Source organism: Paenibacillus sp. 19GGS1-52, from assembly GCF_022369515.1.
GTDB lineage: Bacteria > Bacillota > Bacilli > Paenibacillales > Paenibacillaceae > Paenibacillus_AQ.
This window is the reverse complement of record NZ_CP059724.1, coordinates 660871-685668: the sequence shown is the minus strand read 5'-3', so window position 1 is coordinate 685668 and position 24798 is coordinate 660871. Positions and strand designations below refer to the sequence as shown.

Below are 24798 nucleotides of genomic sequence, written 5' to 3'. Positions count from 1 at the left end.
TCGCTCTATTCAAAGGATACAAGGTCTTTGAAAAGCGTCAAGTATTATTTTCAGAAAAAAACCTCCCAAGCCGCGTCTATAGCGGACCTGAAAGGATTGTTTAACTATTCATGGGAGGTTAGTGCTCTATAATAGTGACTCAATGTTTTCCTTCATTGTTTCTGGTGCTTGCTTCGGTTCGAAGCGGGCCACAACATTGCCCGTGCGATCAACGAGAAATTTAGTGAAATTCCAAGCAATATCACTGCTCTCTTCTGAACCCGGCTGCTGACCCTTCAAATATTCAAAAAGAGGGCTGGCATCTGGTCCATTAACATCAACTTTGGCAAATACCGGAAAGGTAACTCCGTAATTGATCTTACAGAACTCTTCTGCTTCTTCACTTGTCCCCGGCTCTTGGCTGGCAAATTGGTTACAAGGAAATCCTAAGATCACAAGTCCCTGCTCTCCATATTGCTCGTACAATTTCTGGAGATCACCGTATTGCGGCGTAAGTCCGCATTTGCTGGCTGTATTGGCAATCAGCAGCACCTTGCCTTCATATTCTGTAAAAGAAACTTCTTTGCCCGAAGGTGTAACTCCGGCGAAACTGTAGATCGACATCCTTGTTCCCTTCTCTCTTCTGTAAGTGGTAAGCCTTGAAGCAATATTGCTGCAATTCATTTCCATCTTACCTTATCCCCACCGGAATGCAAATTATGGCGATATTCATCCACAGCTATAGAGACGTTGTATTCCGTTGTTGCAGGCCGCAGACCTCTGCAATAAGCTGGAGTGATTTCAGCTTGTCGGCAAAGCTGTGCATGATGCTCGCGATCATAATCTCTCCACATTGATATTGCTCTGCTAGAGCTTCAAGCTGCGCCTTTACATCCTCAGGCGAACCAATAACCATTCGCCTCCGATTATCTTGAATGCGGAACAGATCATAAGGCGTGTAAGGATAGCTGCGCGCTTTCTCCACAGAGGGAGTACCGGTTGAGACATGTCCTTTCTCCAACAAAACAAGGGAAAGATCCATGCTGGAGGCCAGTTGGTCCGCTTGCTCTGAGGTCTCGGCACATACTGCGAATACAGCAACCAATGAACGAGAATTCTGCGTGATTGAAGAAGGCTGGAAGCTGTGCTGGTAGGCCTTTACGGCTTCACTACCACCGGCGCCATTAATAAATTGGGCGAAGGCAAAGCCGGTTCCCAGCTTAGCAGAAAGGGCAGCACTGTCTTTACTGGAGCCGAGCAGCCAAATTTCCGGTGCCGTAGCAATCGCAGGAGTAGCAGTAAGCCCCGCAAAGCGGTGAGCCGGATCCTCCTTGTCGTATAAATAGGTGATCAGGTCCTCAACCTGCTGCTCGTAGTGGCCCGAGCTGCGGAGCTGATGCTGCTCCTGAAGAGCTCTAGTCACCAAAGCCGCTCCACCCGGTGCTCGTCCGACACCCAGATCAATCCGGCCCGGATATAGCGCCTCCAGCACGCGGAAATTCTCGGCTACCTTATAAGCACTGTAGTGCGGAAGCAGAACACCGCCTGAACCGATGCGAAGCGTTGTGGTTACTGCAGCTAGGTGAGCCATCAATATTTCTGGACTTGAACCCGCCAGACCCACAGCGGAATGATGCTCAGATACCCAAAAGCGGTGATATCCAAGCCGTTCGGCTTCCCGCGCCAATATCGCTGTCTGGGCTAAAGCCTCAGCGGGAGAGGTTCCCTCCGATACCGGCGACTGGTCAAGCACACTTAGTTTTATCATTAGGACAGCTCTCCATTAAGAAAGATCGTTTCCGGATATAGATCCCCAATATTATATCACGGGCCTCTCATTCCTAGACGATGAGTGGACAAAAATAAGCAGCCCCGTCAATTTCTCAGGACTGCTTGCCTAACTAGGCTGTATGGTTTATTTAGATACTGGTATTGCATCAAAATATTCTTCCAGCGTACTGTTGCTCTTAGCTATTGAAGTTGCAATATCCTTGCCGACATAACGAATATGCCATGGTTCATACATATATCCCGTTATAGCCTCTTTACCTTCTGGATAACGAATGATAAATCCATATTCTGAAGCATGCTTGGCTAGCCACTTGGCTTCCTTTGTTCCGCCAAAGCAGCTTTCTGCGGCACATTTGCCAGTACTGCCCGAGACATCGATAGATAATCCTGTCTGATGCTCGCTATGGCCAGGCACTGCGCTGTAGGTGCGAGCCTTCTCTTCTCCATCCTTCGCTACATAACGGTTGAATAACGTGGTCTGCGTCGCTTCGGAACGATAGGCGGAAACACCGGCCAAATAAATGCCGCCAGACTTTGCACCTGCGAACATTTTCTCCAACGCCTTAGCAGCAGCACTGCGCATCATGCGCTTCTCAATCTTCTCAGTGAAGGTAAAGGGTACATTCGGATAAACCAGATCAGTCGGTTTATAGTGATTAGGCAGCTTGTACTGCTTGTTTACCATCACCGTTATACTATCCGGCTCAGCAGCCGTCTGCTCTGCATCATTCCCGGAATGATTAGTTGGCTTATTTGTTGCTGGTGCTCTTGTTGCAGTTGCTTTTACTGTTATTGCTGGTACTGGAGAAGCTTCATGAGGCGTAGCCGTTTCTTCTGGAGCAGCACTAGTTGTCACAGTAGGATCCGGCTCGGCCGATGCTTCACCCATAACAGTCGAGGAGTCCGGAGTTGCCACAGGCTGACCCTGGAGATCGTTCTGTTCACTTATACTAGTTCCTTCTTCCTGCGAGGCAGAAGGAGTCGCATACTTTCCTATTCCCCAACCGATGGCGATCACAACAATGAACAAAATGAGAATTCTAGCTTTTTTGGACATGGGTAAACGTATTCCTCCTAAAAGTTTTGTTAGTATTACAACATTGAGTTACTTCGTACAAAACTCGCTTCGTAAGCATAGTTAACTACTTCTATTTAGCTATTAGACAGGCTTTAGGCCCAAAATGTTTCAGCATTAATCAGATAATTGCCGTGTGAAACCTATAAATTCTTATCTTTAAACAAAGGTTACCATAGGTCATTAGCATTCTGCTAACTGCCCTATGGTAACCATTTGATCTATCTATGTCTAGCGCCTTTATCTGGATGTGCCACGTCCGCCGCTCTTAAAACCACCGGAACCCGTGCTGCGCGTACTGCGTGAAGCACCGCCGCCGCCAGTGCTATTGCGAGTGCTTTTACCTGCACCTGAACCGCCCTTAGCGCCGTAGCCGCCTTTACTGCCACCCTTTGAGGGACCACCGGAACTGTAGCTTCCGCCTTTACCTTTACCTTTGGATGGGCCGGTGCCGTAACCGCTGCCCAAGCCACCACGTGGTGTGCCTCCAGCATAAGCGCCACCGTCTGCTCCTCTGGTTACATTCTCGCTATAGCCGCTGCTTGGTGCACCTTTTGAGGAAGCTCCTGGTCTGTTCGCACCGCGCTGTCCGCCAGCACTAGCTGCTGCTGCCGGGCTATCGCCTCTGGAAGCAAAAGCACCGTAGCCGCCGCCTACTCTTGGTACACCAGCTGTTTTACCGCTGGCTTGTCCACCCGTTTTGGCTGCGCCTGCGCCGCCGCCGCGTGGTGCGCTAGCTGCGCTATAAGCGCTGCGCTTGCCGCCCGCTGCCGCTTCTGGCCGGCTGCGTTGTCCCTGCTCCGCAGGCGCTGCCCAGCCGCCTGCATCCTTGCCACGGCCGCGTCCACCCTGACGCGCACTGCCATCTGCACGCGGCGCTCCGCCGCTGCGTCCTTGACCACGGCTAGCGGTCTTCGGTCCACGACCGGCCCGCGCCGACTCGGGAGCCGCGCCTTGGCGACTTCCGCCATGACGGCCACCGCCGACCTGCACGTTGCTGAATTCGCCGACTCCGAATTCATCCTTCTCGTAACGACGGCGATCCAACCGCTGCGAAATGCCATGCTCGATCAAATCCAGACCGCCTTGCTCCCGTGGGGAGACGAAAGTGATGGCCAATCCTTTGCCACCGGCACGGCCTGTCCGGCCAATCCGGTGAATATAGCTATCCGCATCAAGCGGCAAGTCATAGTTAAAAATATGGGTAATTCCTTCAACATCTAGGCCACGAGCCGCTACATCGGTCGCTACAAGAATTTGCAGCTTCGCTTCGCGGAATCTTTTCATCACTGCTTCGCGTTTACCCTGTGACAAATCGCCGTGCAGCTCGTCACAATCATAACCAGCTTCACGCAGCGCTTCATTCAGCTTGGATACCCGACGTTTCGTCCGGCAGAACACAATCGCCAAATAGGGACGATCCCGTTCGATTAATCCTTTAAGAGCTTCCTCTTTATTGCGGTCAGAACATTCAATGACCTGCTGTTGTATATTGTCCAGTGGAATCGGTGAACCGCTCTTGATGACGATATCCAGTGGCTCTTTCATATAATTAGCAGCAAGGCGCTTAACCGGATCAGGCATCGTAGCCGAGAACAGCATCGTTTGACGGCGGTAAGGAACGGCCGTTATAATCGTCTCTACATCCTCCAGGAAGCCCATATGCAGCATTTGGTCGGCTTCATCCAGAACGAGCATTTTGACGTTATCCAAATCAAGCGTTCCCCGGCGCATATGGTCCAGAATTCTGCCTGGTGTCCCGATAATAAGATGTCTGCCACCTTCAAGCTTGCGCAGCTGTTTCTCTACATCCTGTCCACCATAAACAGCCAAGATCTTTACCTCAGTGTGCCGTGCCAGTTTGCGTGCCTCTTCCGTAATCTGCAGCGCAAGCTCGCGTGTTGGAGCCAAGATCAGTGCTTGCGGATAGGCCCGCTCGATATAGATCTTGTCCATAATTGGCAGCAGGAAAGCCAACGTTTTACCTGTTCCCGTCTTTGCTCTGGCAATAACATCCAGTCCTTGTACCAATGGCGGAATCGCTTCTTCCTGTACTGGTGTAGGCTTAACGATACCTTGACCTTGAAGCAACGTGCTCAATAATTCTGAAACTCCTAATTCTTTAAAACCCGGCAAATTGTCCACCTCGCTTTTCCTCATTTTAATTTGATTATTACTTTCCCCAAACTTTCCGTCTTCCACAAAAGACCTGCTCCATGCCTTAGAGCCTGGCGTTCCTTATAAAGCGTATGCTTCCGATGCAGCTATGCAAGGCATAACTTATAAGTATCCATTTCCCGGATTAATATAAGCAAGTACAGCGTATATTCAAACAAAAGCGGAAGAACCCCACAGGAGTCCTTCCGTCCCATTTTATCCTTGACCCATTGAAAGTTGCGGTCAAAGTTCGGTTTCTGGGGCAGCGATCCACCGGACATTCAGACTTACAATCCATTCAAATGGGGCTTTTATAGAGAATTCTAGATTCTGCAACATTTTATACGTATAGAAGTGAAAGTCATCCTTTATATTGTACTTGATACAATGTCATTTGTGTGTAACTGCCGAAGAATTATTATTAAATCCCTCAGTTCCTAGAACCTCCCTGACTTAAAAATCGAGAATAGCAGCCACAGGAACAGCAGCAGCGCCACTACACCACCGATCTCTACCGAAGGGAAGTCCCAGATTAGCGAAGGTTCGCCGCGCAGCGAGGAACCTATAATCAGACCCACCATAATAATGCTGAACGCCAGCAGCACTATGCTGAAGGACAAGCGGTTCCCCACCCGGTCGATCTTGCGCATAAGACTCTGCAGCTCCGGCACGCCAACCTCTACCTTAAGCTTCCCCTTGCTGATCAATGAAGACAACTGCCTTGCCTGTGCCGGAAGCTCTACCAGACTTTCCACGAGATCCGCTACACCACCCCAAAGCTTGCGCTGCAGCCTATTGCTGCTGAAGCGTTGCTTCACCAGTTGGCGGCCAAAGGGCTCAGCCATCTGCACAATACTGAAGGATGGGTCCATATTCCCGACAACGCCTTCTAAGGTCAGCATTGTTTTGCCTAGCATAGCCAAATCCGGCGGGATGACGAGCCGATGCTTGCGTGCAATTCCAAAAAGATCGTTCAGCGCCTTGCCGATGCTAACTTTATGGAAAGGGACATCATAATATTCTTCCCGCATCCGGTCCATATCATCATGCAACGCAGCTCGATCAGCGTCCTCACTAATAACTCCAAGCCGTAGAATCGCCCGCACCATAGAATCTGTATTTTTACGCATTAGTGCGATAATGAGCGCAGATAGATGATCCTTCATCTCCTCGCTCAGCCGTCCCACCATGCCAAAATCAATCAGTGCCAGCCTGCCATTATCCATCAGCATTACATTCCCGGGATGAGGATCAGCATGAAAGAAGCCGTGAATAAAGATTTGCTTCAGCATCATCTCCACGAGTTTCTGGGCAACTTCCTTAAGCTTAAAGCCTTTGCTGATCAGCTCATCACGGCGGTTTAAGGTAATGCCCTCCACGAAATCCATCGTCAGAACCCGCGTGGAGGTGTAGTCCCAATGGATCGACGGAATATAGATCCCGTCTTGATCCGTTAGCTGCTGGGCAATTTTCTCCGCGTTGCGGCCTTCTTGACTGTAATCAAGCTCAGCAAGCAGCGACTTCGTGAACTCTTCTGTCATTCGTGATAGTCCATACTGCTTCGCCCAGTCCATTCTTCTCTCGGCAAGAGCGCTTAGGTCACGCAGAATCTCCAAATCACGGCTCATCGTCCGCAGAACACCGGGACGCTGAATTTTGATCGCGACAGCTTGTCCGTTATGCAGTACGGCGCGATGGACCTGACCGATTGAGGCTGCGGCAAGCGGTTTATTATCGAAGGAAGCGAAGATCTCCTCCAGATGCTGATCCAATTCCTGCTCGACGATTGCACGCGCACTCTCCGCAGAGAACGGCGGCACATTATCCTGCAGCTTCACCAGTTCTTGAATTATGGAATCAGGCAGCAGATCAGACCTTGTACTAGCAAGCTGGCCCAGTTTAATAAAGGTTGGGCCCAACTCCTCCAGTACAAGGCGAATGCGCTCCCCAAGTGTAAGACTTAAGTGAACTTCCTGCGTCACGAGCCGGCGTGGAAGGGATAAAAGATGATAGAGCCCCAGCTCCTCGACCATATAACCGAAGCCATGACGCATAAGCGCCATGGCAATTGCTTGGTAACGTCCGGCATGTCTGATGCGGACCGCCATTTATTCCGTACGCGTTTCCGGCAATGTTCCCTCTAGGGGAGCACTGCCCTCCAGCTCAGCCACACGACGTTCCAAACCTGCAATTCGTACTTCCAGCTCGGCTATATCACTTTGTACAGGTACCTTTAACTCCTTTAACACACGCTGAACCTGCTCCTGCACCGCAGATTTAAAGACTCCGCGTTCCTCGTCACCGCGCTCAACCAGACGGTCAACTAGCGCTTTGGATTCAGAGGGAGCAAGCTCTCCGCGTTTAACCAGTTCTTCAACAACCTTCTCGACTTTTTCCTTGCTGACAATGGTGAGGCCCAATCCTAAAGAGATCGCTTTTTTAAACAAATCACTCATGGCACTTTCCTCCCAAAGATTCCGTTTCGTTACAAACAGAAGTTATGGTTAAAGTATACCCCACTAACCCTGCTTTTCCAAAGTTACACGTTTCATAGCCTGATTTATTTTTATCTTGGAATACGCGCAGCCCAAGTCGCAGCCTGCAGAATCAATTTCCGTATCGCCGGATGGCGAAAGGATGGCTCATGATGACCAGGCATAAGGACAACAACCCTGCCAAGTCCGTAACTATGACACCAGGCTGCGGGGCGTCTTTCTCCGTCTTCCTCATACTCAAGCAGAATAGTCTTCTCCGTAAACGGATCGAATTCAAAGCGATAAGGCTCTTCGTCCAATTGGAAGTCCTCTATACCTTCCGTAATGTTATGTTCCAGCACCTTAAAGTTCAAGGTAGTGTAGGCTGGATGGCCCGTGAAGCGACCGCCGATCAGATGGGCCAGTTCATAACGCTTGGCCAGTGAGATCCCTGTGTGCAGCACGATCAAACCTCCACCTCCACTCACATAACTAAGCAGCCCGGCTGTCTGTTGAGGCGATACCGTTTCATTCCATAACTCGTTATAGGCAATGCATAGATCATAGCCGGCCAAATGCTCACTGTGCAGCAATTTTTTATTCTCCGAGCACTGTACTATCAGCAAATCATTTAGTATTTCGCTAATTTGTTGGTCCACTCCCTGCAGTGGATGAAACCGGGGATGGGTGTAGTCACCAAGTAACAGACATTTTCGCTTGTCCATAGGTGTCCTCCTCCTTATTTCGTTATCATTAGTAGTTACACATTGTTTATATTCTAAGTAAAACTGCTGCAGATGTCCATTCACGCCAAGCTCAGAGCGGGCATACTTTTTTCAGATACCGTCCGCCAGCATACCTCCAATAGGGTTCTTCTTAGCGATTCGCAGCCACATATCGACCCAGCTCTACGAACATGCTGCCCATTCGTTCATGCTCTGGCATAACAATCCGCTGAACGCCTTCTTCCTTAAGTGCTTCCGAGGTAATTCTGCCTACCGAAACGGCTAATACCTTTTCTTCAAAAGAATTCAGCAACTCTGCGAGCTTCCCTTGCTCTCGGGCGAACTCTACGAGAAACCGAAACTGTGGTGCGCTTGTAAAAGCAACAGCATCCACACGGCCTTCTATGACTTCCACAAGCAATCTTTCCAGTTGACCTGGCTCCGGCGGTGTATGGCGATACGGCAAAATCTGGCGAGTATTCGCGCCAACCTCACTCAGCCAAGAGACCATGCGCGGAGCCGGATCACCATGCAACTGCAACACTACCTCTTTGCCTTGCATATCAAAAGGCTGCAGTCCGCGGATTAATCCACTTGTACTGCCATCGTCGTCACGAACCTCTGGAGCCAGTCCACGTTTCTTCAGCGCATTGACTGTTTTATAGCCTCTTGCTGCAATCAGGGACCCCGAAAGAACCTCCAGAAAATGTTCGGCGATCTCCATTTTTTCGGCCATTTCGAACAAAGCGTTAAAGCCCATTCCAGTTGTCAGAATGGTCCAATGTGGCGGATTGTTTATCCAGGAGGTTAAGCCTTCACGCAGCGCCTCATCATCCAGAAATACAGTGCCTTGTGCAGGGCGGCATACGGCCGTTCCACCCATGTTCTGCACTAGCTTGACCATTTCCTCCGATTTACGTGGACCCGCAAGGGCGATAATCATACCTTTTAATTGTTCTGCCATGTAATCGTCTCTCTCCTTTTCCGGAACCCCTTATTGTTGCTTATCAGTATACTTGCAAAGGGGTAAAAAAGGAAAGCCAGAGTAAGACATTTACATATAAAGAAGAAACGGCTTCGCCGTCCTTTTGATGGACAGGAACCGTTTCTCGCAGATGATGAAGTATATTTTCAGAACGTAGACTCGCGTTCAGGCTCCTGCTCTGTTGTTGGCAGTGGAATAGGTAATGCTTCAGCATCACCATTCACAGCGTACAATTTGAAACGGCCGACCAACTTCTGCAGTTCATCTGCTAGATGGCTGAGGTCTGCTGACGAAGAAGCAATCTCTTCTACAGATGCCAGTTGCTCCTGAGCCGCGGCTGATATTGTCTCCGCATTGCTTGCCGATTCCTCGGTAATACTGCGAATCTCCTGAATAGCTTTTTCCATACTATCGGCCTCGACTGTTAATGTGTGTACAGCTCCACCCATATCTACGATCTTCTCTGCAGCACCCTTAACCGCTCTGCGGATTCGGGAGAAGGATCTTCCAGTGGAATCGACTGCTATAATCCCCTCGGATACCCGCTCCTTCGCATTCTCCATGGTTGCTGTTGCCTGTTTCATCTCCCCATTAATCGAAGCAATTTGCTCGGAGATCAGCCTTGCTGATTTCTCCGATTCTTCTGCCAGCTTGCGCACCTCTGTAGCGACTACAGCAAACCCACGTCCATGCTCCCCGGCTCTGGCAGCCTCAATCGAAGCATTCAGTGCCAGCAGATTAGTCTGCCGTGCGATACCCGTAATCACATCGACGATTCCGACAATATGGCTGGCGCGGTCATTGAGATTATCAATTACACCACCAAGCTCTTCCACCGTTTGATGGATGCTGTTGATTTTGTCCACAACGCTGATGACCGATTCGTTACCTTCCGCAGCGGATAGCGAGGTTTTGTCCATCATTGCTGATACCTGTTGCATCAATTCGGAAATTTGCCCTACTTCATTAGTTGTAGCCGCTGTACTGTCCATCCCTTTTTGCACGCTGTTAACCTGCCGTTCAGTACCTGCCGCCACCTCTTGAATAGCGATGGTGACATGCTCAATAGCCTGCGTTGTCTGATCAGCACCGGCAGTCAGTTCCTCAGCGGAAGAAGACACATTGTCTGTCATCTCTTGTACACCAATAATCATCTCGCGGAGATTTGAAACCATAATCCGGAAATTCTCCGCCAGCATACCGATCTCATCATTGCGGAAAGTCCCAATATCCTCTGACAGATCCCCTTTAGCTATAACCTCTGTCGCTTTCCCCAATCGATGGATCGGCTGCAGAATGGAACGAACATTGATATAAATCAGCACCAGTGCGAAGAGCACAGAGATAGCAATGACGATGAATGCTTTGTTACGGATATCGTCTGTCGCAGTTAGAACCTCATCCTTACTGATGGTTCCCGCAATTCTCCAGCCCGTTAGAGCATTTTGTTCATAGGTCATCTTCTTCTGAGCATCCTTATAGACATAATCAAATGTTCCAGCTTCTTTCTCGAACATTTTCTTTATAAAATCCAGGTTGCTCTCCTTGCCGATAGTCTCAGTGGGATGAACAAGAAATTTCTTACTGCTATCAATAATAAAAATATATCCTTTCTTACCTACCTTCAGGCTGGTTAGCTCACTCAGCTTGGAAAGGTTGAGATTCATCGCCATGACTCCGTTTCCACCCTCAAGCACAGATGAGATTGCGATAGCGATTTCATTATTAACCGTTTGAAACGCAGGTGAGATCACAATCCCCTTACCATGCTTAAGCGCATCAACATAAGAATTATCTTTGCGCGGGTCATACCCTTCCGGAAGTTTGGTATCTGTTGCATGGATTGTTTTTCCCCGGCTTGTCCCCACATAAATATCCAGGACATCAGGATGCAGCGTGGCATACTCCTTTAATCTGGCCTTCAGAGCAGCAGAGGATTCGCCATTGGCCTCACTGTTCACTGCATCGGATGATATCTGCGCAGCAAAATAATTAATATCGTCTATTTTAGCTTGAATATTAGCATTGATGATTCCATTAACGGCCGATACGCTTTCAGTAGCATTGTTCATGAGCTGATTTCCCACCTCAGTACTGGCTGTTTGATAGGTCTGCCAGCCGATAATCAAACTAGGTACCAACAAGACGAGAAGGTATGTAAGAACTAGCTTCGAACGGATGTTCATACGCGTTTTTTTGTGCATGGGTGTTATCACTCGCTTTCTTTCAGGTCTTCAGTACAATATATTCTCCAGCCTAAATATATAATTATATATCATCTTTGAAAACCCATTTTTCTCCTAAGTTTCTTCATTATTCTCCTGTGTTTCTAGATAATTATAATATACACGTCAAAAAAGACCGTTTATTGAAAACGGTCTTTTCTTATATGATTGTGGTTTGTCCTAGTTCAGAAGCTTGCTCTTGCAGGCCGGACAGACTCCGCCGAATACGACATGGGCATGCCCAATAGTATAGCCGGTCTCTTTGGCTACCGTATTCATCCAATCCTGTGGAACCTGGCTCATGACCTCATCCACTTTGCCGCACGCCTCACAAATAATGTGTTGATGATCATCCATTCGGGCATCATACCTACTGGCGGCTTCACCGAGCTTCAGCTCACGAATCATTTGTTTATCCGAAAGGTATCGCAGTGAGTTATATACAGTGCCATATGCTAAGTTATGTCCCTGCTCAACCAGCCGATTCATCACTTCTGCTGCGGTAGGATGATCATGCGAACTCCGGACGATATCATAAACGGCTTGACGCTGAGAAGTCAAATTCAGGTTTCTCATCTTTATCACCCTTTAACTTATTTTTAGATCAAGTATAAGTCTTGAGTATAATGGCGTCAATTAAATAGTCATAAAGCACTAAAAAGCACTTTTATTTCATTAAATCCATGAAAGATTCATTTTTCCCTCTATATCATTACTATAATTCCAGCTAAACTGAATGAAGCCAGTTTAGCTGACTACGCTAATACTTTAGTAAGGGGTTTTAAATTTTCATGATGATGATTGATCTAATCGCCAGCTTATTTGCTAACTTTTGCATATTGGTGACTTTTGTGTTTTTTTCCGGTCGACTTGCCAAGAAGTATGCTTTTTTAAATGGGACGAAGGTGACACCACTTGCTGGTGTGAGTGCTGGGATTCTATTCGGCCTGTTTGGCTTGATCCTGATGAGCTATTCTTATCTTGCCGGACCTGGGACCTACGTTAACTTACTCCATTTAACCATTGTAATTATGGCCTCCTATCTAGGCTGGCTGCCTACACTTGTCTGTGCCTTTATTCTGGCTATCTGCAGGGTTATTTTTTATGATTCTTCCTATAACTCCGTCGTTACAGCAATCGCTCTTTTGTTATATGGAATTCTTTGCAGCTGGATTTCTGTGCTTCCCTGGTCGCGCTTGCGCAAGATGATGGTGGGAAACCTGCTCTGGATGGGACTCTTTCTCGCCTTGCTGCTACACACTCTGGGAAGCCTTTCTATATATTTCTATCCAATACAATTCATTATTTCAATCAGCGCTGTGCTAATTGTTTATTACATTGCTGAGCATATCCAGCGTTCCAACGATGTGTTCACCCAGCTTGAAGTTCGGGCAACCACTGATTATTTGACTGGATTGAATAACTTGCAGCAGTTTCATCGGCATCTGGAGATAGAAATGACTCAGGCCGAGCGCCATCAGGAATGTTTATCCCTGCTAGCCATTGATATTGATCATTTCAAGATTATCAACGATACCTACGGGCATCCTGCTGGAGACGAGGTGTTAAGACAGCTTACCCGCCGGCTCTGCCAACACTCCCGCTCCCATGATATAGTATCCCGCAATGGCGGAGAGGAGTTTACAGTGCTGCTGCCCGATTGTCCGCTGCTTCAAGCGAAGAGCGCCGCCGAGCGGCTTAGAAAAGCTGTGGAGAACGAACTTTTTCTGCTGCCTTCTGACAATAGTATAACCATTACGGTCTCCATCGGGCTTGCTTGCTACCCTGAGACGGTACCTGGGGCAGATGGCAGGCTCTTGGTCCAGTCTGCGGATCAGGCCCTTTACCATGCTAAGAACACTGGCCGCAACAAAGTATCTATCAATTCCCCTGCCTCTGACTCCGAGTATTAACAGACTCCGAATCCTCGAATATTTAGAACCCTATCCACAGCGTTTCTTTTGACTGGACAGTGGTAATAAATAGAAGGAGGGTTGTACAAGAGGAGGAATATTCAGGATGAATACAAAGAATAAGCAGTCGTACCATCTTCCGCACTTTCCGGAGTCCCTTTGGAGGGATACCACGGAATTGCCGGCTTTTCCACGACTCGCCGAAGATCATTCTACGGATGTCGCAGTAGTCGGAGGCGGAATTACGGGAATTACAACAGCCTATTTGCTAACCAAGGCCGGATACAAGGTCACACTGTTGGAGGCAGGTGAACTTCTCAGCGGTACGACCGGATTTACAAGTGCCAAAATCACAGCCCAGCACGGCCTGATCTATCAGGATCTTGTGAAGCATTTTGGCGTGGAGAAGGCCCGACTTTACTTTCAGGCGAACAGTGAAGCAATGGAATGGATGATAAATACAGCCCAAGAGCTAAAGCTATCCTGCGGCATGCAAAGGGAACATGCTTATCTCTACGCTGACGCCGGGGATGAGAAAACGCTGAAGCAGTTGGAAGAGGAGTACCAGGCTTATGAGAAATTAGGTTTGCCCGGTGAATGGCTGGAACAATTATCGCTGCCCTTGACAGCAAGGGGAGTCATTAAGCTGCCTGGGCAGGCTCGGTTTCATCCACTGCAATATCTGTCGGGCTTGCTTAAGGTCTTTCTTGCGGAAGGCGGAGTGATCTACGAGCATACGATGATTAGTGAAAAGGTGGAGCAGGGCGGCCGACTCACCCTCTTTACGGAACAGAAGGAACACCGGATTTCCTGTAATCATGTAGTTTCTGCCTCCCACTTCCCCTTTTATGATGGCGGAGCATTATATTTCTCGCGTCTGCATGCCGAACGTTCCTATTGCCTGGCGATTCAGCCGGAGACCGACTTTGAGGGTGGCATGTATTTAAGCGCCGGAGAACCTACCCGCTCTCTGCGGGCTGTGGAATGGGAAGGAAGAAAACTGGTCATTGTGGGGGGCGACAATCACAAGACAGGCCAAGGCATCTGTACGATAGGTCACTACGAGAATCTGGAGCTGTTCGCTGGTCAACTACTCGGGATTAAGTCTTTTCCTTATCGCTGGTCAGCCCAAGATTTAATTACACTCGACAAGGTCCCCTATATCGGCAAGGTCTCTAAAGATGAAGAAATTTATATCGCGACTGGATTTGGAAAATGGGGAATGACCAGCGGCACATTAGCAGCCCATCTGATATCCGACCAAATTCAGCGCAAAGAGCACCCTTATACAGAACTGTACGATCCCTCCCGCTTCAAAGCTATTCCCGGCATCAAGAATTTCATCGTTCAGAATGCTAATGTCGTCAAAGAACTCGTAGCAGGAAAAGTCGAAATCATTCACAAGAAGACACGTGATCTGCAGCGGGATGAAGGGGCTGTCGTGTTGCATGACGGCAAACGTGTGGGCGCTTATAGAGATCAAGAAGGCGAGCTGCACCTAGTAGACCGAACCTGCACCCATATGGGCTGCGAGTGTGAATGGAATGACGGTGACCGCTCCTGGGATTGCCCGTGCCACGGCTCCCGCTACTCCTTCGATGGAGAGGTAATGGAGGGTCCGGCGACCTTGCCCCTGACCCAGCTCGACGCGAAAATCTGAGTCGCGATATGCTAAATCCCAGCCTTAAAGGCCAGACCTGCGCTGCCATCCACCAACCCCAAACGGAGGTCGATCATTTTAGTTCTCATCGCTCGTGACGTGATTGTCTACGCCCACTCGGTTATAATAGGACTGAAGAAAGTTTTGCTTCAGAATAGTTCAAGGGAGAGTGACGATAAGTTATGGATTTAAGAGGGAAAAGTGTTGTAATTACCGGCGCAGGCAAAGGAATCGGAAAAGCCCTAGCACTGGCGTTGGCTAAAGAAGGCGCTAATCTGGGCCTGATTTCCAGAACTTCAGCCGATCTCGAAGCTTTGAAATCAGCCTTGACCGAAGTCTATGACGTAAAGGTAAGCATAGCCGTAGCCGATGTCTCTGTACGCGAAGAGGCCGAACGGGCTGTCGCCTCCCTGCAAAATGACCTAGGTGCATTTGATGCGCTGATTAATAATGCCGGCATTGCTCAGTTCGGTACCCTTGTAGAAATGGACCCTGCTGACTGGGAACGCCACATCAATATCAATCTGTTCGGTACTTATTATGTGACCCGTGCAGCTCTGCCCGCGATGATTGAGCAGAACAGCGGCAATATTATTAATATCTCATCTACAGCCGGAGAACGCGGCTTCGCGACAGGCTCTGCCTACTGCGCTTCCAAGTTTGCCTTGATGGGCATGACCGAAGCACTGGCACAGGAGGTACGGAAACACAATATCCGTGTGGTGGCCTTGACTCCAAGCACCGTCAATACGGGATTGGCTGTCGATGCCGGTCTTACGATTGGTGATGAAGACCGGATGATGCAGCCTGAGGATGTTGCTGAACTAGCGCTGACAGCACTGAAGCTTCCGGATCGGGTCTTCCTGAAAACTGCGGGCATCTGGACAACTAATCCGCAATAAGATACGGAAAGAAGCACATACTCGAATGAACTGCATCACTTGTATATCACACTGATTGGAGGTTCGATGAGTATGCTAGTAGTAACGAACACTATCAAGGTTAAAGAAGGTCATGGGGAAGCTATAGCCCAGCGTTTCGGCGGAACTAACGGCGTACAAGAAATGCCCGGCTTTGTTCGCATGGAGGTCTGGCATGGCAGCCCTAAAGAGGGCGTCGAAGAATTGAAGATTTGTACAGTCTGGGAGAATGAAGAAGCCTTCAAAGGCTGGACCTCAAGCGATTCCTTCCGCCAGTCGCATCGGGGTGCCGGCGGCAACGAAGCCATTCTGGGTGCCTCACTCGACAAGTACGAGCTGCTGCTTAGCCGTACACCAGAGAACTGAACTCCGTGTGAACATATAAATTCTTATATTTCAAAAAAACAGGGAAGTCCATGCAGCCAAATCTGGCAGCATGGACTTCCCTGTTGTGCTAAACTCTCTTAGTCTCTGCTACTCTCATGAATAGGCAAAGGTTCTTCCACTTCTTGATGCTTACCCGGCCAGAACGCAAGCCGTCCAAAGAGCATCGTAATCGCGGGCACGAGGAACGGGCGAACTACGAAAGTGTCTAATAAAATACCAATAGCGGTAATGATACCGAATTGCACAAGCACCTGAATCGGCAATGATGCCAATACGGCAAAGGTACCGGCCAGAATGAGGCCAGCAGAGGTTATCACCGAGCTGGTCTCATTTACGCCCTCCGCAATCGCTTGCTTCAACGGCATTTTCTTTCGCTTCTTCCAGATATTTGAGATCATAAATATATTATAGTCTTCGCCCAGCGCTACCAGGAAAACGAAGGAGTACAACGGGATAGCACCTTGAATGGCCTCTGCACCGAGTACATAATGAATAATAATCCACCCTATGCCAAGGGCCGAGAAGAAAGACAGGATCACCGTTCCCACCAGATATACCGTTGCGATCACGGAGCGTAAGTACAGCAGCAGCAGCAAGGTAATCATCCCGATAACGACCGGTATAATAAGATCAGTGTCTCGCTCGCCAACCTTTTTGGTATCGTGCTGCGTTGCCGTTTGGCCACTTACCCACACGCTATCTGCAGGATTCTCAATCCCAACATCCAGCAGTGCCTGCTCTGCTGTGGACAGAAGCGCCGGAATATGACTCATAGCTTCAAGCGAATACGGATTGTTTTTGAATTCAATATCAAAGCCTAGAATATTCTTGTCAACGGCTCCCTGCTGCGGATCGGAAACGGTATCCACATAAGAAATTCCGCCAAGCATGACCTTAAGGTCCGCTCCATCGGCTTTCCCCTTTGTATCAATGATCAGCTTGGCCGGAGCCAGCTCTCCGGGGGAGAATTGCTTGCCAATAAGATCAAATCCTTGACGTGACTCCATATCCTTTGGAAAGGAGGAGAGAATATCATACGTAAATTTTATCCCACTGGAGAAAGAAGCCAGAATCCCCAGCGCCACAACTGTCACCCCTACAATAGCCCAAGGCCGTGAGACAACCAGTCCGCCGATCCCTTTATTGCGAATATGGGAAGTCTTCACCTTGGGAGCTGGTTTGCCTTTAGCCTTGGCCCGGTCAACCTCCATTTGCGGGGTCCGTGGAATGAACGGGAAGAATGAGGTCCGTCCGAAGATCGCCAGCAAGGCTGGTACTAGGGTCAGACTGGCAATACCCATGATAAAGATAGCAAGGCTAAACGGAATCGCAAAGCGATGGTAAGCACCCGACTGGGCCAGCAGCAGTGCAAACAAAGCCAGCACTACTGTGAATCCGCTCATGGCGATAGCGCCTGACGAGTCTGTAATGGAGCGTAGCAGGGCACGGCTCTTGCTGTCCTCTATCTTCAGCATCTGGCGGAACCGTGAAATCAGGAACAGACAATAGTCCGTACCTGCGCCGAACAGGAGTACCGTCATAATCGAGACCGCTTGGGAATCAACGGTGATCCAGCCCTCCTGCGCCATTTTTCCAAGTAATGGGCTTGTTACCCCATAAGCAAAGCCAACCGCAATGAGTGGTATAACGGCCAAAATGGGGGAACGATATATAAGTAACAAAAACACCAGTACCAGAATTACAGTCGCCATAAGCAAGGCCACATCTGCGTTCTGGAATAAGCCTGTAGCGTCAATAGAAATGCCGACAGGACCCGTAACGCGCAAGCTTAAGTCACTGCCATCCACCTTAGCAGCGGTAGGATCTCCACCTGTCTCGGTGCTGATCATTTTCTTCAGTTGCGTAACAGCAACACCTAGTTGTTCACTATCTGCAGTTTTATCGAAAAGAACCGGAGTCACTAGCGTGCTGCGATCCTCAGACAACGAAGCCTGAAGTGCCTGTGGCGGCAAACTCCCTAGTGGTGGAACAAAATTTTGATGTGGCAAGGGCGTTTGTGTAAGCTTGTTGTATACGGCTCCGACTTGCGTCAGATCTTTCTCCGTAAGCCCACCTTCCCTATGCCATACGAGCAGTGCCGGTATACCGCTCCCGGTTGGGAATTCTCTTGCGGCAATCTTTGCTGCCTGCACGGACTGTGAATCTTCTGGAAGGTTTGCAGCATTATTATCCACCTGTGAATTTACAGCAGGCCATAACATCGTAAGTGCTCCAACTACTGCAATCCATACAAGAAGTGTAATCCACTTCGTTTTGCTGCCTGCCACCCATTTACCGTAGCCTGACATCCCCTTCACCCTCTCTTTTGTACCCAGCGTCTAAATAATGAGCCGTGGGTCATTTCATGCTCTTATCATATATTTCCTTTTATTTTTAATCAAATCTTTTTTATTATTCCCGCAAAACCTCACATAAAAACATACTAAACGCCCCTCTGTTCACAGATATGCTTAAGCAAGCTGTGAACAGAGGGGCGTTAGCCGAAAACATATTAAATTGTGCTATCCTGTCGTACTTTAGCCTACATCCGGCAATCCTTCATCGGAGAACTGGCTGTTATAGAGATCGGCATAGAACCCATCCTTTTCCAGCAGTTCTTCATGGTTGCCTTTCTCGATTACACTACCATGATTCATTACAAGTATGAGATCCGCATCACGAATGGTGGATAGGCGATGTGCGATAACAAAGCTGGTTCTGTTACTCATCAGCGTATTCATCGCCTTCTGGATCAACACTTCTGTCCGTGTATCAACGCTGCTCGTTGCTTCATCAAGTATCAGGATGGCTGGATCTGCCAGGATCGCCCGAGCGATTGTAAGCAACTGCTTCTGGCCTTGCGAGATATTGGAAGCCTCTTCATTCAGTACGGTGTTATAGCCCAGTGGAAGGGTGCGGATAAAATGATCCGCATGCGCGGCCTTGGCAGCCCGCACTACATCCGCTTCGGTTGCTCCTTCGCGACCATAAGCAATATTGTCACGAATCGTACCGTTAAAGAGCCAGGTATCCTGCAGCACCATACCAAACTTACTGCGCAGCTCGCTGCGTTTCATATCGGTAATATTCACACCATCGATGATGATTTGTCCGCTGTTTAATTCATAGAAGCGCATCAGTAGATTGATCAGCGTTGTTTTGCCGGCACCGGTCGGCCCTACAATAGCAATGGTCTGCCCAGGGCTGACCTCAATATTCATATCCTCAATCAGGATAGCATCCGCTTTGTATCCAAACTTCACATGACGGAACTCAACCGATCCTTCGTCAGCAACCGTTTCCTGTTTGATCAAGGAATTGCTGACTTCCAGAACTTCTTCCTCTTCGTCGAGAAGCTCAAACACCCGTTCAGCGGAAGCAATCGTGGATTGAATAATATTGGCGATATTAGCTGTTTGCGTAATCGGCATAGTGAACTGGCGTGAATACTGAATAAAGGCCTGAATATCACCAACTTCAATTACTTTTTTAGTTACAAAAATACCCCCAACTACACAGACGAGCACATACCCGATATTACCAATAAACATCATCAGTGGCATAATCATCCCGGACATGAATTGAGCCCGCCAGCCGGAATCATAAAGCTTGTCGTTAATATCGTTGAAATCCTTAAGCGACTGCCGTTCACGCCCGAACGCCTTGATAATCCGGTGTCCGGTATACATTTCCTCTACATGTCCGTTCAGTTGTCCAAGCGATCTCTGCTGGTTAATAAAGTAGGTCTGTGAACGCTTCGAAATGGCCATAATAACCAAAAAGCTCAGTGGTAAGGTAATCACTGTAATCAGGGTCAGCCACGGACTGATGGTCAACATCATAACAATGACCCCAATAATCGTGATAATAGCCGTAATCAGCTGCGTTAAGCTCTGCTGCAACGTGGTGCTGATGTTATCCACATCGTTGGTCGCACGGCTAAGAATTTCGCCATGGGTCCGAGAGTCAAAATATTTCAGAGGCAGTCGCTCCAGCTTGCTATTGATCTGCTCACGCATATCATAAACAACCTTCTGGGCTACGCCGGCCATCACATACTGCTGAATGTAGCTGAATAGAGCACTGAATAAATATAAACCAGCGAGAATAATCAGAATTTCATTAATATATCCGAAATCAATGGCTGCACCCTGTACGCCTGTCATTTTAGCGTAAGCACCCTTAAAGAGCTCGGTAGTCGCTTTACCCATAACCTTGGGGCTGAAAATACTGAAAACAGTACTAGCTATCGCCAAAATGATTACGAAGAACAATTGCACCTGACGCGGACGTAAATAGCGGATCAAGCGGCGAAGTGTGCCTTTGAAATCCTTAGCTTTCTCCGCAGGCATCATCATTCCAGGGCCCCCGGGACCTCCTGGACCTCCGGGTCCTCTACGACGCGGAGCAGGATCAGGGCGTTTGTACTCTTTTTCTTCACTCATGCTATTTCCTCCTCTGACAGCTGCGAGGATACGATCTCGCGATAGACTTCATTGTTATCCAGCAGCTCGCGGTGAGTGCCCATTCCGACGATTTCCCCATCATCTATAACGATAATCCGGTCTGCATCCATAACCGTACTAACTCGTTGGGCTACAATCAGAACGGTAGATTCTGTCGTTTCACCCTTGAGTGCAGCGCGGAGCTTGGCATCCGTCTTGAAGTCAAGTGCAGAGAAGCTATCGTCGAACAAATACACTTCAGGTTTCTTAACCAGTGCACGGGCAATAGATAGACGCTGCTTCTGACCCCCAGAGACATTATTACCGCCCTGAGCGATCTCCGAGTTAAAGCCTTCTTTCATCTCAGTCACGAAGTCGTAGGATTGAGAAACTCTGGCTGCATGAAGAATCTCTTCATCTGTTGCATCCTCTTTGCCGTAGCGGATATTCTCATTGATCGTTCCGGTGAATAACACTGCTTTTTGCGGAATATAGCCAATCTTGCTCCGCAGCTCTTCCTGTGTCATCTCACGCACATCAACTCCGTCTACACGCACTGCACCTTCGTTCACATCGTAAAATCTTGGAATCAAGCTAAGCAGTGTAGATTTACCTGAGCCGGTACCGCCAATAATAGCCGTAATCTCACCCGGTCTTGCACTGAAGCTGATTCTGGACAGAGCAGGTTGTTCCGCACCAGGATAGGAGAAGGATACGTTATCGAACTCGACAAAACCGCGCATAGTATCCCGTCCATCTTTATGGGTAGCTGTAGCAGTTGTTTGAAGTTCACTTTGCGTTGGATCTGAGAACTCTGGCTGCATATCCAGCACTTCATTAATACGCAGAGCCGACGCCGAAGCACGGGGAATAAGTACGAACATCATGGATACCATAATCAGGGAGAACATGATCTGCATGGCATATTGAATGAATGCCATCAAAGAACCAACCTGCATGTTACCTTCATTTATTCGTATGCCACCGAAGTACAGAATGGCAATCATAGAAAAGTTCATCACAATCATCATTAAAGGCATCAGTCCAGCCATAACTTTGTTAACTTTAATGGCCGTATCTGTCAAATCACGATTTGCTTCACTAAAGCGTTTATTCTCATGACCAATCCGGTTGAATGAACGGATAACCCGAATACCGGTTAAATGCTCACGCAGCACAAGATTCAATTTATCCAGCTTAATTTGGATCGCCTTGAACAACGGCAAACCTTTCATACCGATGAAGAATATGGCACCGACAAGCACAGGAATAACGACGACAAAGATCAGGGAAAGCTTAGCATCCTCCGAGACCGCCATTATGATACCACCGATCATCATCATCGGAGCGCCAATCATCATGCGCAGCATCATGGTAAGCACGGTCTGGACCTGTGTAATATCATTTGTTGTCCGTGTAATTAGGGAAGCTGTACCTAGCTTATCGAACTCATGTAGTGTAAAATTCTCAACATGGTTGAATACACGCGAGCGGGTATTTTTACCAAAGCCTGCAGCGACCTTGGAAGACAGATAACTGGCAATCACGGAGCATAATGCGCCGCCGCCCGCTACCAGCAGCATGAACCCACCGATTTTCCAAATATAGCTGCGGTCTCCCTGCACAATCCCTTTATCCACAATGTCGGACATTAAAGTTGGCAGATATAAGTCGCCCATCGACTGGAGGAACACAAGTATCAATACAGCTGCAACAGCTAGCTTAAAAGGCTGCAATTGTTTCATTAGTTTAATCAAAGTTTCTCATCTCCGTTCATTTGTAACCGGTCCAAATTAGGCGGCGGATTGTCCTCTATGAACGCATGCATCTTCAGCAGCAGTTCTGCAAGCAGGATGCTCTCATCTTCGCCCAAATATTCTACCAGCTTATTCAGCATAACGTCCATATAGCCTTTCGCTTTGCGTGTAACGGCTTTCCCTTGCTCCGTAAGCGTGATGCGCACGACCCTACGATCCGTTGGATCTGCTTGTCTTACCACCATATTCTTAGCCTCAAGACTGTTAATCAATTGTGTAATAGTTGGAGGAGTCAGCCCTAGAGCTCGGCTGATTTCAGATACTTTAAGTCCCTCCTTTGTAGAATGGCATCGCCTTGCGATAGTTATCAATAAAGTCATCTCACTCGGCTTGTGTCCTTCCACCGAATGCTGCCAATGAGATTTACGCAGCTGTCTCAGCGCTGCAAAAAGCTGATGGGCGACTGGATTTTCTGTGGATTCAAAATTTGCTGAGGTTCCTGGAATTTCCGGATTTTTTGGATTCATCCCAATTTTATTCACCTCCAAGATTAGTTAGGTTTACTAATAATTAAATAGTATATTAATTAGGTAACCTAATTATATTTTCCGTACATGACTTTGTCAAATTATGAATACGTTATCAATTATTACGAAATACAGAACGTCACATGCAGAAATATAAGGATAATTTTTCGGGTGAAACATATAAATTCTTATCTTTTATAAAAAAAGCTCCCTTGCCCACAGGCAAAGGAGTCCATTATACATATAAATATTATTTTCTTAAGCCGGACCGCCTCAGATCCCCCTAAAATTCAACTCCATGCTCCTGAGGTGTCATTCCTCCACCAGTACCAGCCCGATCTACCGAGTTTCCAATGAGGATGAAGCTAAACAATACCAAAACTGCGGTCGTCATCAGTAACATCTTTTTCATTTTGTCTCATCTCCTTCATAAGGTCTGTATACAGTTGCTGCTGTTTGTCGCTGGCGTGAACTCTATTAATCTCAAATAAAGTTACACATTTAATAATACCTTTTTCGGTGTTTAATTTCATGGAAAGTTGGAGACTTTGTATCGTATGCTCGATGCCCTTAGAGTACTCCTGCCGATCTATTAAGTACATGGCTACCTCATAATTCAATCTGAATAACCGATCCACGTTAATCGGGTCCTGAAATTGCCCAAACCGGAGTATTTCCCGTGAAAATCGCGTAAGTGCAGCATCCGCAGAAAATCCATATCGATTGGCTGATTCCATAATGATAAGCATGCCCGGCAGAATTTCACCGGGATGCTCTGCCAAAAAAGAAATATAAGCTGGCAAAGCCTTAATATTGCCAACAAGCATTTCCAGGGTGTAGCTATTCGCTATGGCGTACAGACGAAAGGTTTCTACGGCTTGGCGGCCTACCTCATCCATCATTTCAAACCAGCTCAAATCCGAGTAGCCAGCCGTATACTTTTTCGCTTCCTCGTATCGTCTCAGCTTTGTGAGAGCAGAGGCTTTGAGCAGATAACCATGTCCATAATAAACTACCAAAGGCCGCTCCGTCTGCAATTCCTCACTACGTCTGCCATTCTTCTTGCGCAGTTGCAGTTCTTCGCGGTACACGCCATTCGCTAGCGCTCGCAGCTCGTCCGCATATTTCTCAACGTCCTTCCACATATTCAGAAGAAAACATACCTTAGCCAGCTTCAACAGACCATCCAGTTGCATAGCTTCTGGGAGACGGCCGCGAAACGGTTCAAAGGTGATCACTGCGCGCAAGTTATCCTCAGCATCGACAACGGCTTGCAGCGAATTGAAAATGCGATACTGGCTGATTGCTAGTCGTTCAGAATAATTGTCCGGCTCATTTGCGGCTATAATTTTGTAAAAGATTAGCGACTCCTGAACTTTTCCATTTCTGAATAACTTCTCAGCTACTGAAAATATAATTTCCAATGATTTGGAATATTCTAATATTCTGCTTAATATTTCATCTATGCATTGCTGCTTGCCGATTTCGGCGCAGCGAACTAAAAAAGGTTCTACCCTACGGCGCGATACCCGTTCTTCGCTAAAGCATTCTTCCACATAAAGGGGATACAGCCAGCCCTCTGGGAAAGCAAAAGCCTTGGTGATCGAATCTAATTGTCCCAAAGAAACAGGCTTAGGCGGATTGCCATGGAGTATTGCGCTAAGACTACCGCGGTTCAGCCCAGAGACTTTGGCAAACGAGGCGAGATTATGGCCCGAGCGGGACAGATTCTTCTCTATTTCTGATCGTAATGTTGTCAGCTTCGCCTCCACCCGGCA

19 protein-coding genes are annotated in these 24798 nt (G+C 48.0%); 4 read left to right on the top strand and 15 right to left on the bottom strand.

Annotated features, from left to right (window positions below):
* Positions 1 to 126 precede the first annotated feature (126 nt).
* From H1230_RS03150 to H1230_RS03105, 10 genes are all read right to left on the bottom strand, one after another.
* Positions 127 to 603 (bottom strand): glutathione peroxidase, encoded by a 477-nt coding sequence (locus tag H1230_RS03150; RefSeq protein ID WP_239714190.1) that lies wholly within the window; start codon positions 601 to 603, stop codon positions 127 to 129.
* Between the two features lie 115 nt (positions 604 to 718).
* Complete coding sequence (locus tag H1230_RS03145) at positions 719 to 1747, bottom strand: LLM class flavin-dependent oxidoreductase (protein ID WP_239714189.1); 1029 nt, start codon at positions 1745 to 1747, stop codon at positions 719 to 721.
* A gap of 147 nt (positions 1748 to 1894) precedes the next feature.
* A complete protein-coding gene (locus tag H1230_RS03140; protein WP_239714188.1) occupies positions 1895 to 2827 on the bottom strand; it encodes a D-alanyl-D-alanine carboxypeptidase family protein in 933 nt (310 codons plus the stop codon).
* A 258-nt stretch (positions 2828 to 3085) separates the two neighbouring features.
* On the bottom strand, positions 3086 to 5005 hold the full coding sequence (locus tag H1230_RS03135) for a DEAD/DEAH box helicase (RefSeq protein WP_481857160.1): 1920 nt from the start codon (positions 5003 to 5005) through the stop codon (positions 3086 to 3088).
* A gap of 434 nt (positions 5006 to 5439) precedes the next feature.
* Positions 5440 to 7110: an ABC1 kinase family protein gene (locus H1230_RS03130; protein WP_239714187.1), complete on the bottom strand. Its 1671-nt coding sequence runs from the start codon at positions 7108 to 7110 to the stop codon at positions 5440 to 5442.
* Complete coding sequence (locus H1230_RS03125) at positions 7111 to 7458, bottom strand: phasin family protein (RefSeq protein ID WP_239714186.1); 348 nt, start codon at positions 7456 to 7458, stop codon at positions 7111 to 7113. It abuts the gene before it with no gap.
* A 110-nt stretch (positions 7459 to 7568) separates the two neighbouring features.
* Positions 7569 to 8201 carry a ThuA domain-containing protein gene (locus H1230_RS03120; protein WP_239714185.1) on the bottom strand — a complete coding sequence of 211 codons (633 nt, stop codon included), beginning with the start codon at positions 8199 to 8201 and terminating at the stop codon, positions 7569 to 7571.
* Between the two features lie 151 nt (positions 8202 to 8352).
* On the bottom strand, positions 8353 to 9165 hold the full coding sequence (locus H1230_RS03115; protein ID WP_239714184.1) for a uroporphyrinogen-III synthase: 813 nt from the start codon (positions 9163 to 9165) through the stop codon (positions 8353 to 8355).
* Positions 9166 to 9332: 167 nt separating this feature from the next.
* Positions 9333 to 11258 carry a methyl-accepting chemotaxis protein gene (locus H1230_RS03110; RefSeq protein WP_239714183.1) on the bottom strand — a complete coding sequence of 642 codons (1926 nt, stop codon included), beginning with the start codon at positions 11256 to 11258 and terminating at the stop codon, positions 9333 to 9335.
* A gap of 333 nt (positions 11259 to 11591) precedes the next feature.
* Positions 11592 to 11987, bottom strand: a complete 396-nt coding sequence (locus H1230_RS03105) for a Fur family transcriptional regulator (protein WP_239714182.1) — start codon at positions 11985 to 11987, stop codon at positions 11592 to 11594.
* Positions 11988 to 12202: 215 nt separating this feature from the next.
* On the opposite strand from H1230_RS03105, the gene H1230_RS03100 reads away from it, so the two are divergent.
* The 4 genes from H1230_RS03100 to H1230_RS03085 all read left to right on the top strand — a co-directional run bounded on the left by H1230_RS03100 (position 12203) and on the right by H1230_RS03085 (position 16270).
* Positions 12203 to 13324 (top strand): diguanylate cyclase, encoded by a 1122-nt coding sequence (locus H1230_RS03100; protein WP_239714181.1) that lies wholly within the window; start codon positions 12203 to 12205, stop codon positions 13322 to 13324.
* A 106-nt stretch (positions 13325 to 13430) separates the two neighbouring features.
* The gene (locus H1230_RS03095; protein ID WP_239714180.1) at positions 13431 to 14984 is read left to right on the top strand and encodes an FAD-dependent oxidoreductase; all 1554 of its coding nucleotides are present in this window, start codon (positions 13431 to 13433) and stop codon (positions 14982 to 14984) included.
* Positions 14985 to 15166: 182 nt separating this feature from the next.
* Positions 15167 to 15886, top strand: coding sequence for a 3-ketoacyl-ACP reductase (locus H1230_RS03090; RefSeq protein ID WP_239714179.1), 720 nt, complete (start codon positions 15167 to 15169; stop codon positions 15884 to 15886).
* Between the two features lie 72 nt (positions 15887 to 15958).
* Positions 15959 to 16270: an antibiotic biosynthesis monooxygenase gene (locus H1230_RS03085; RefSeq protein WP_239717064.1), complete on the top strand. Its 312-nt coding sequence runs from the start codon at positions 15959 to 15961 to the stop codon at positions 16268 to 16270.
* 98 nt (positions 16271 to 16368) lie between these two features.
* Here H1230_RS03085 and H1230_RS03080 read toward each other — a convergent pair whose 3' ends face one another.
* The 5 genes from H1230_RS03080 to H1230_RS03060 form a co-directional block, all read right to left on the bottom strand.
* Complete coding sequence (locus H1230_RS03080; protein ID WP_239714178.1) at positions 16369 to 18600, bottom strand: MMPL family transporter; 2232 nt, start codon at positions 18598 to 18600, stop codon at positions 16369 to 16371.
* 228 nt (positions 18601 to 18828) lie between these two features.
* A complete protein-coding gene (locus H1230_RS03075) occupies positions 18829 to 20736 on the bottom strand; it encodes an ABC transporter ATP-binding protein (RefSeq protein ID WP_239714177.1) in 1908 nt (635 codons plus the stop codon).
* A complete protein-coding gene (locus tag H1230_RS03070) occupies positions 20733 to 22481 on the bottom strand; it encodes an ABC transporter ATP-binding protein (protein ID WP_481857159.1) in 1749 nt (582 codons plus the stop codon). The genes H1230_RS03075 and H1230_RS03070 overlap by 4 nt, the downstream gene beginning before the upstream one ends.
* 8 nt (positions 22482 to 22489) lie before the next feature.
* Positions 22490 to 23020 carry a MarR family winged helix-turn-helix transcriptional regulator gene (locus tag H1230_RS03065; protein ID WP_239714175.1) on the bottom strand — a complete coding sequence of 177 codons (531 nt, stop codon included), beginning with the start codon at positions 23018 to 23020 and terminating at the stop codon, positions 22490 to 22492.
* A gap of 365 nt (positions 23021 to 23385) precedes the next feature.
* Positions 23386 to 24792: a DNA-binding protein gene (locus tag H1230_RS03060; protein WP_239714174.1), complete on the bottom strand. Its 1407-nt coding sequence runs from the start codon at positions 24790 to 24792 to the stop codon at positions 23386 to 23388.
* Between the last annotated feature and the right edge of the window lie 6 nt (positions 24793 to 24798).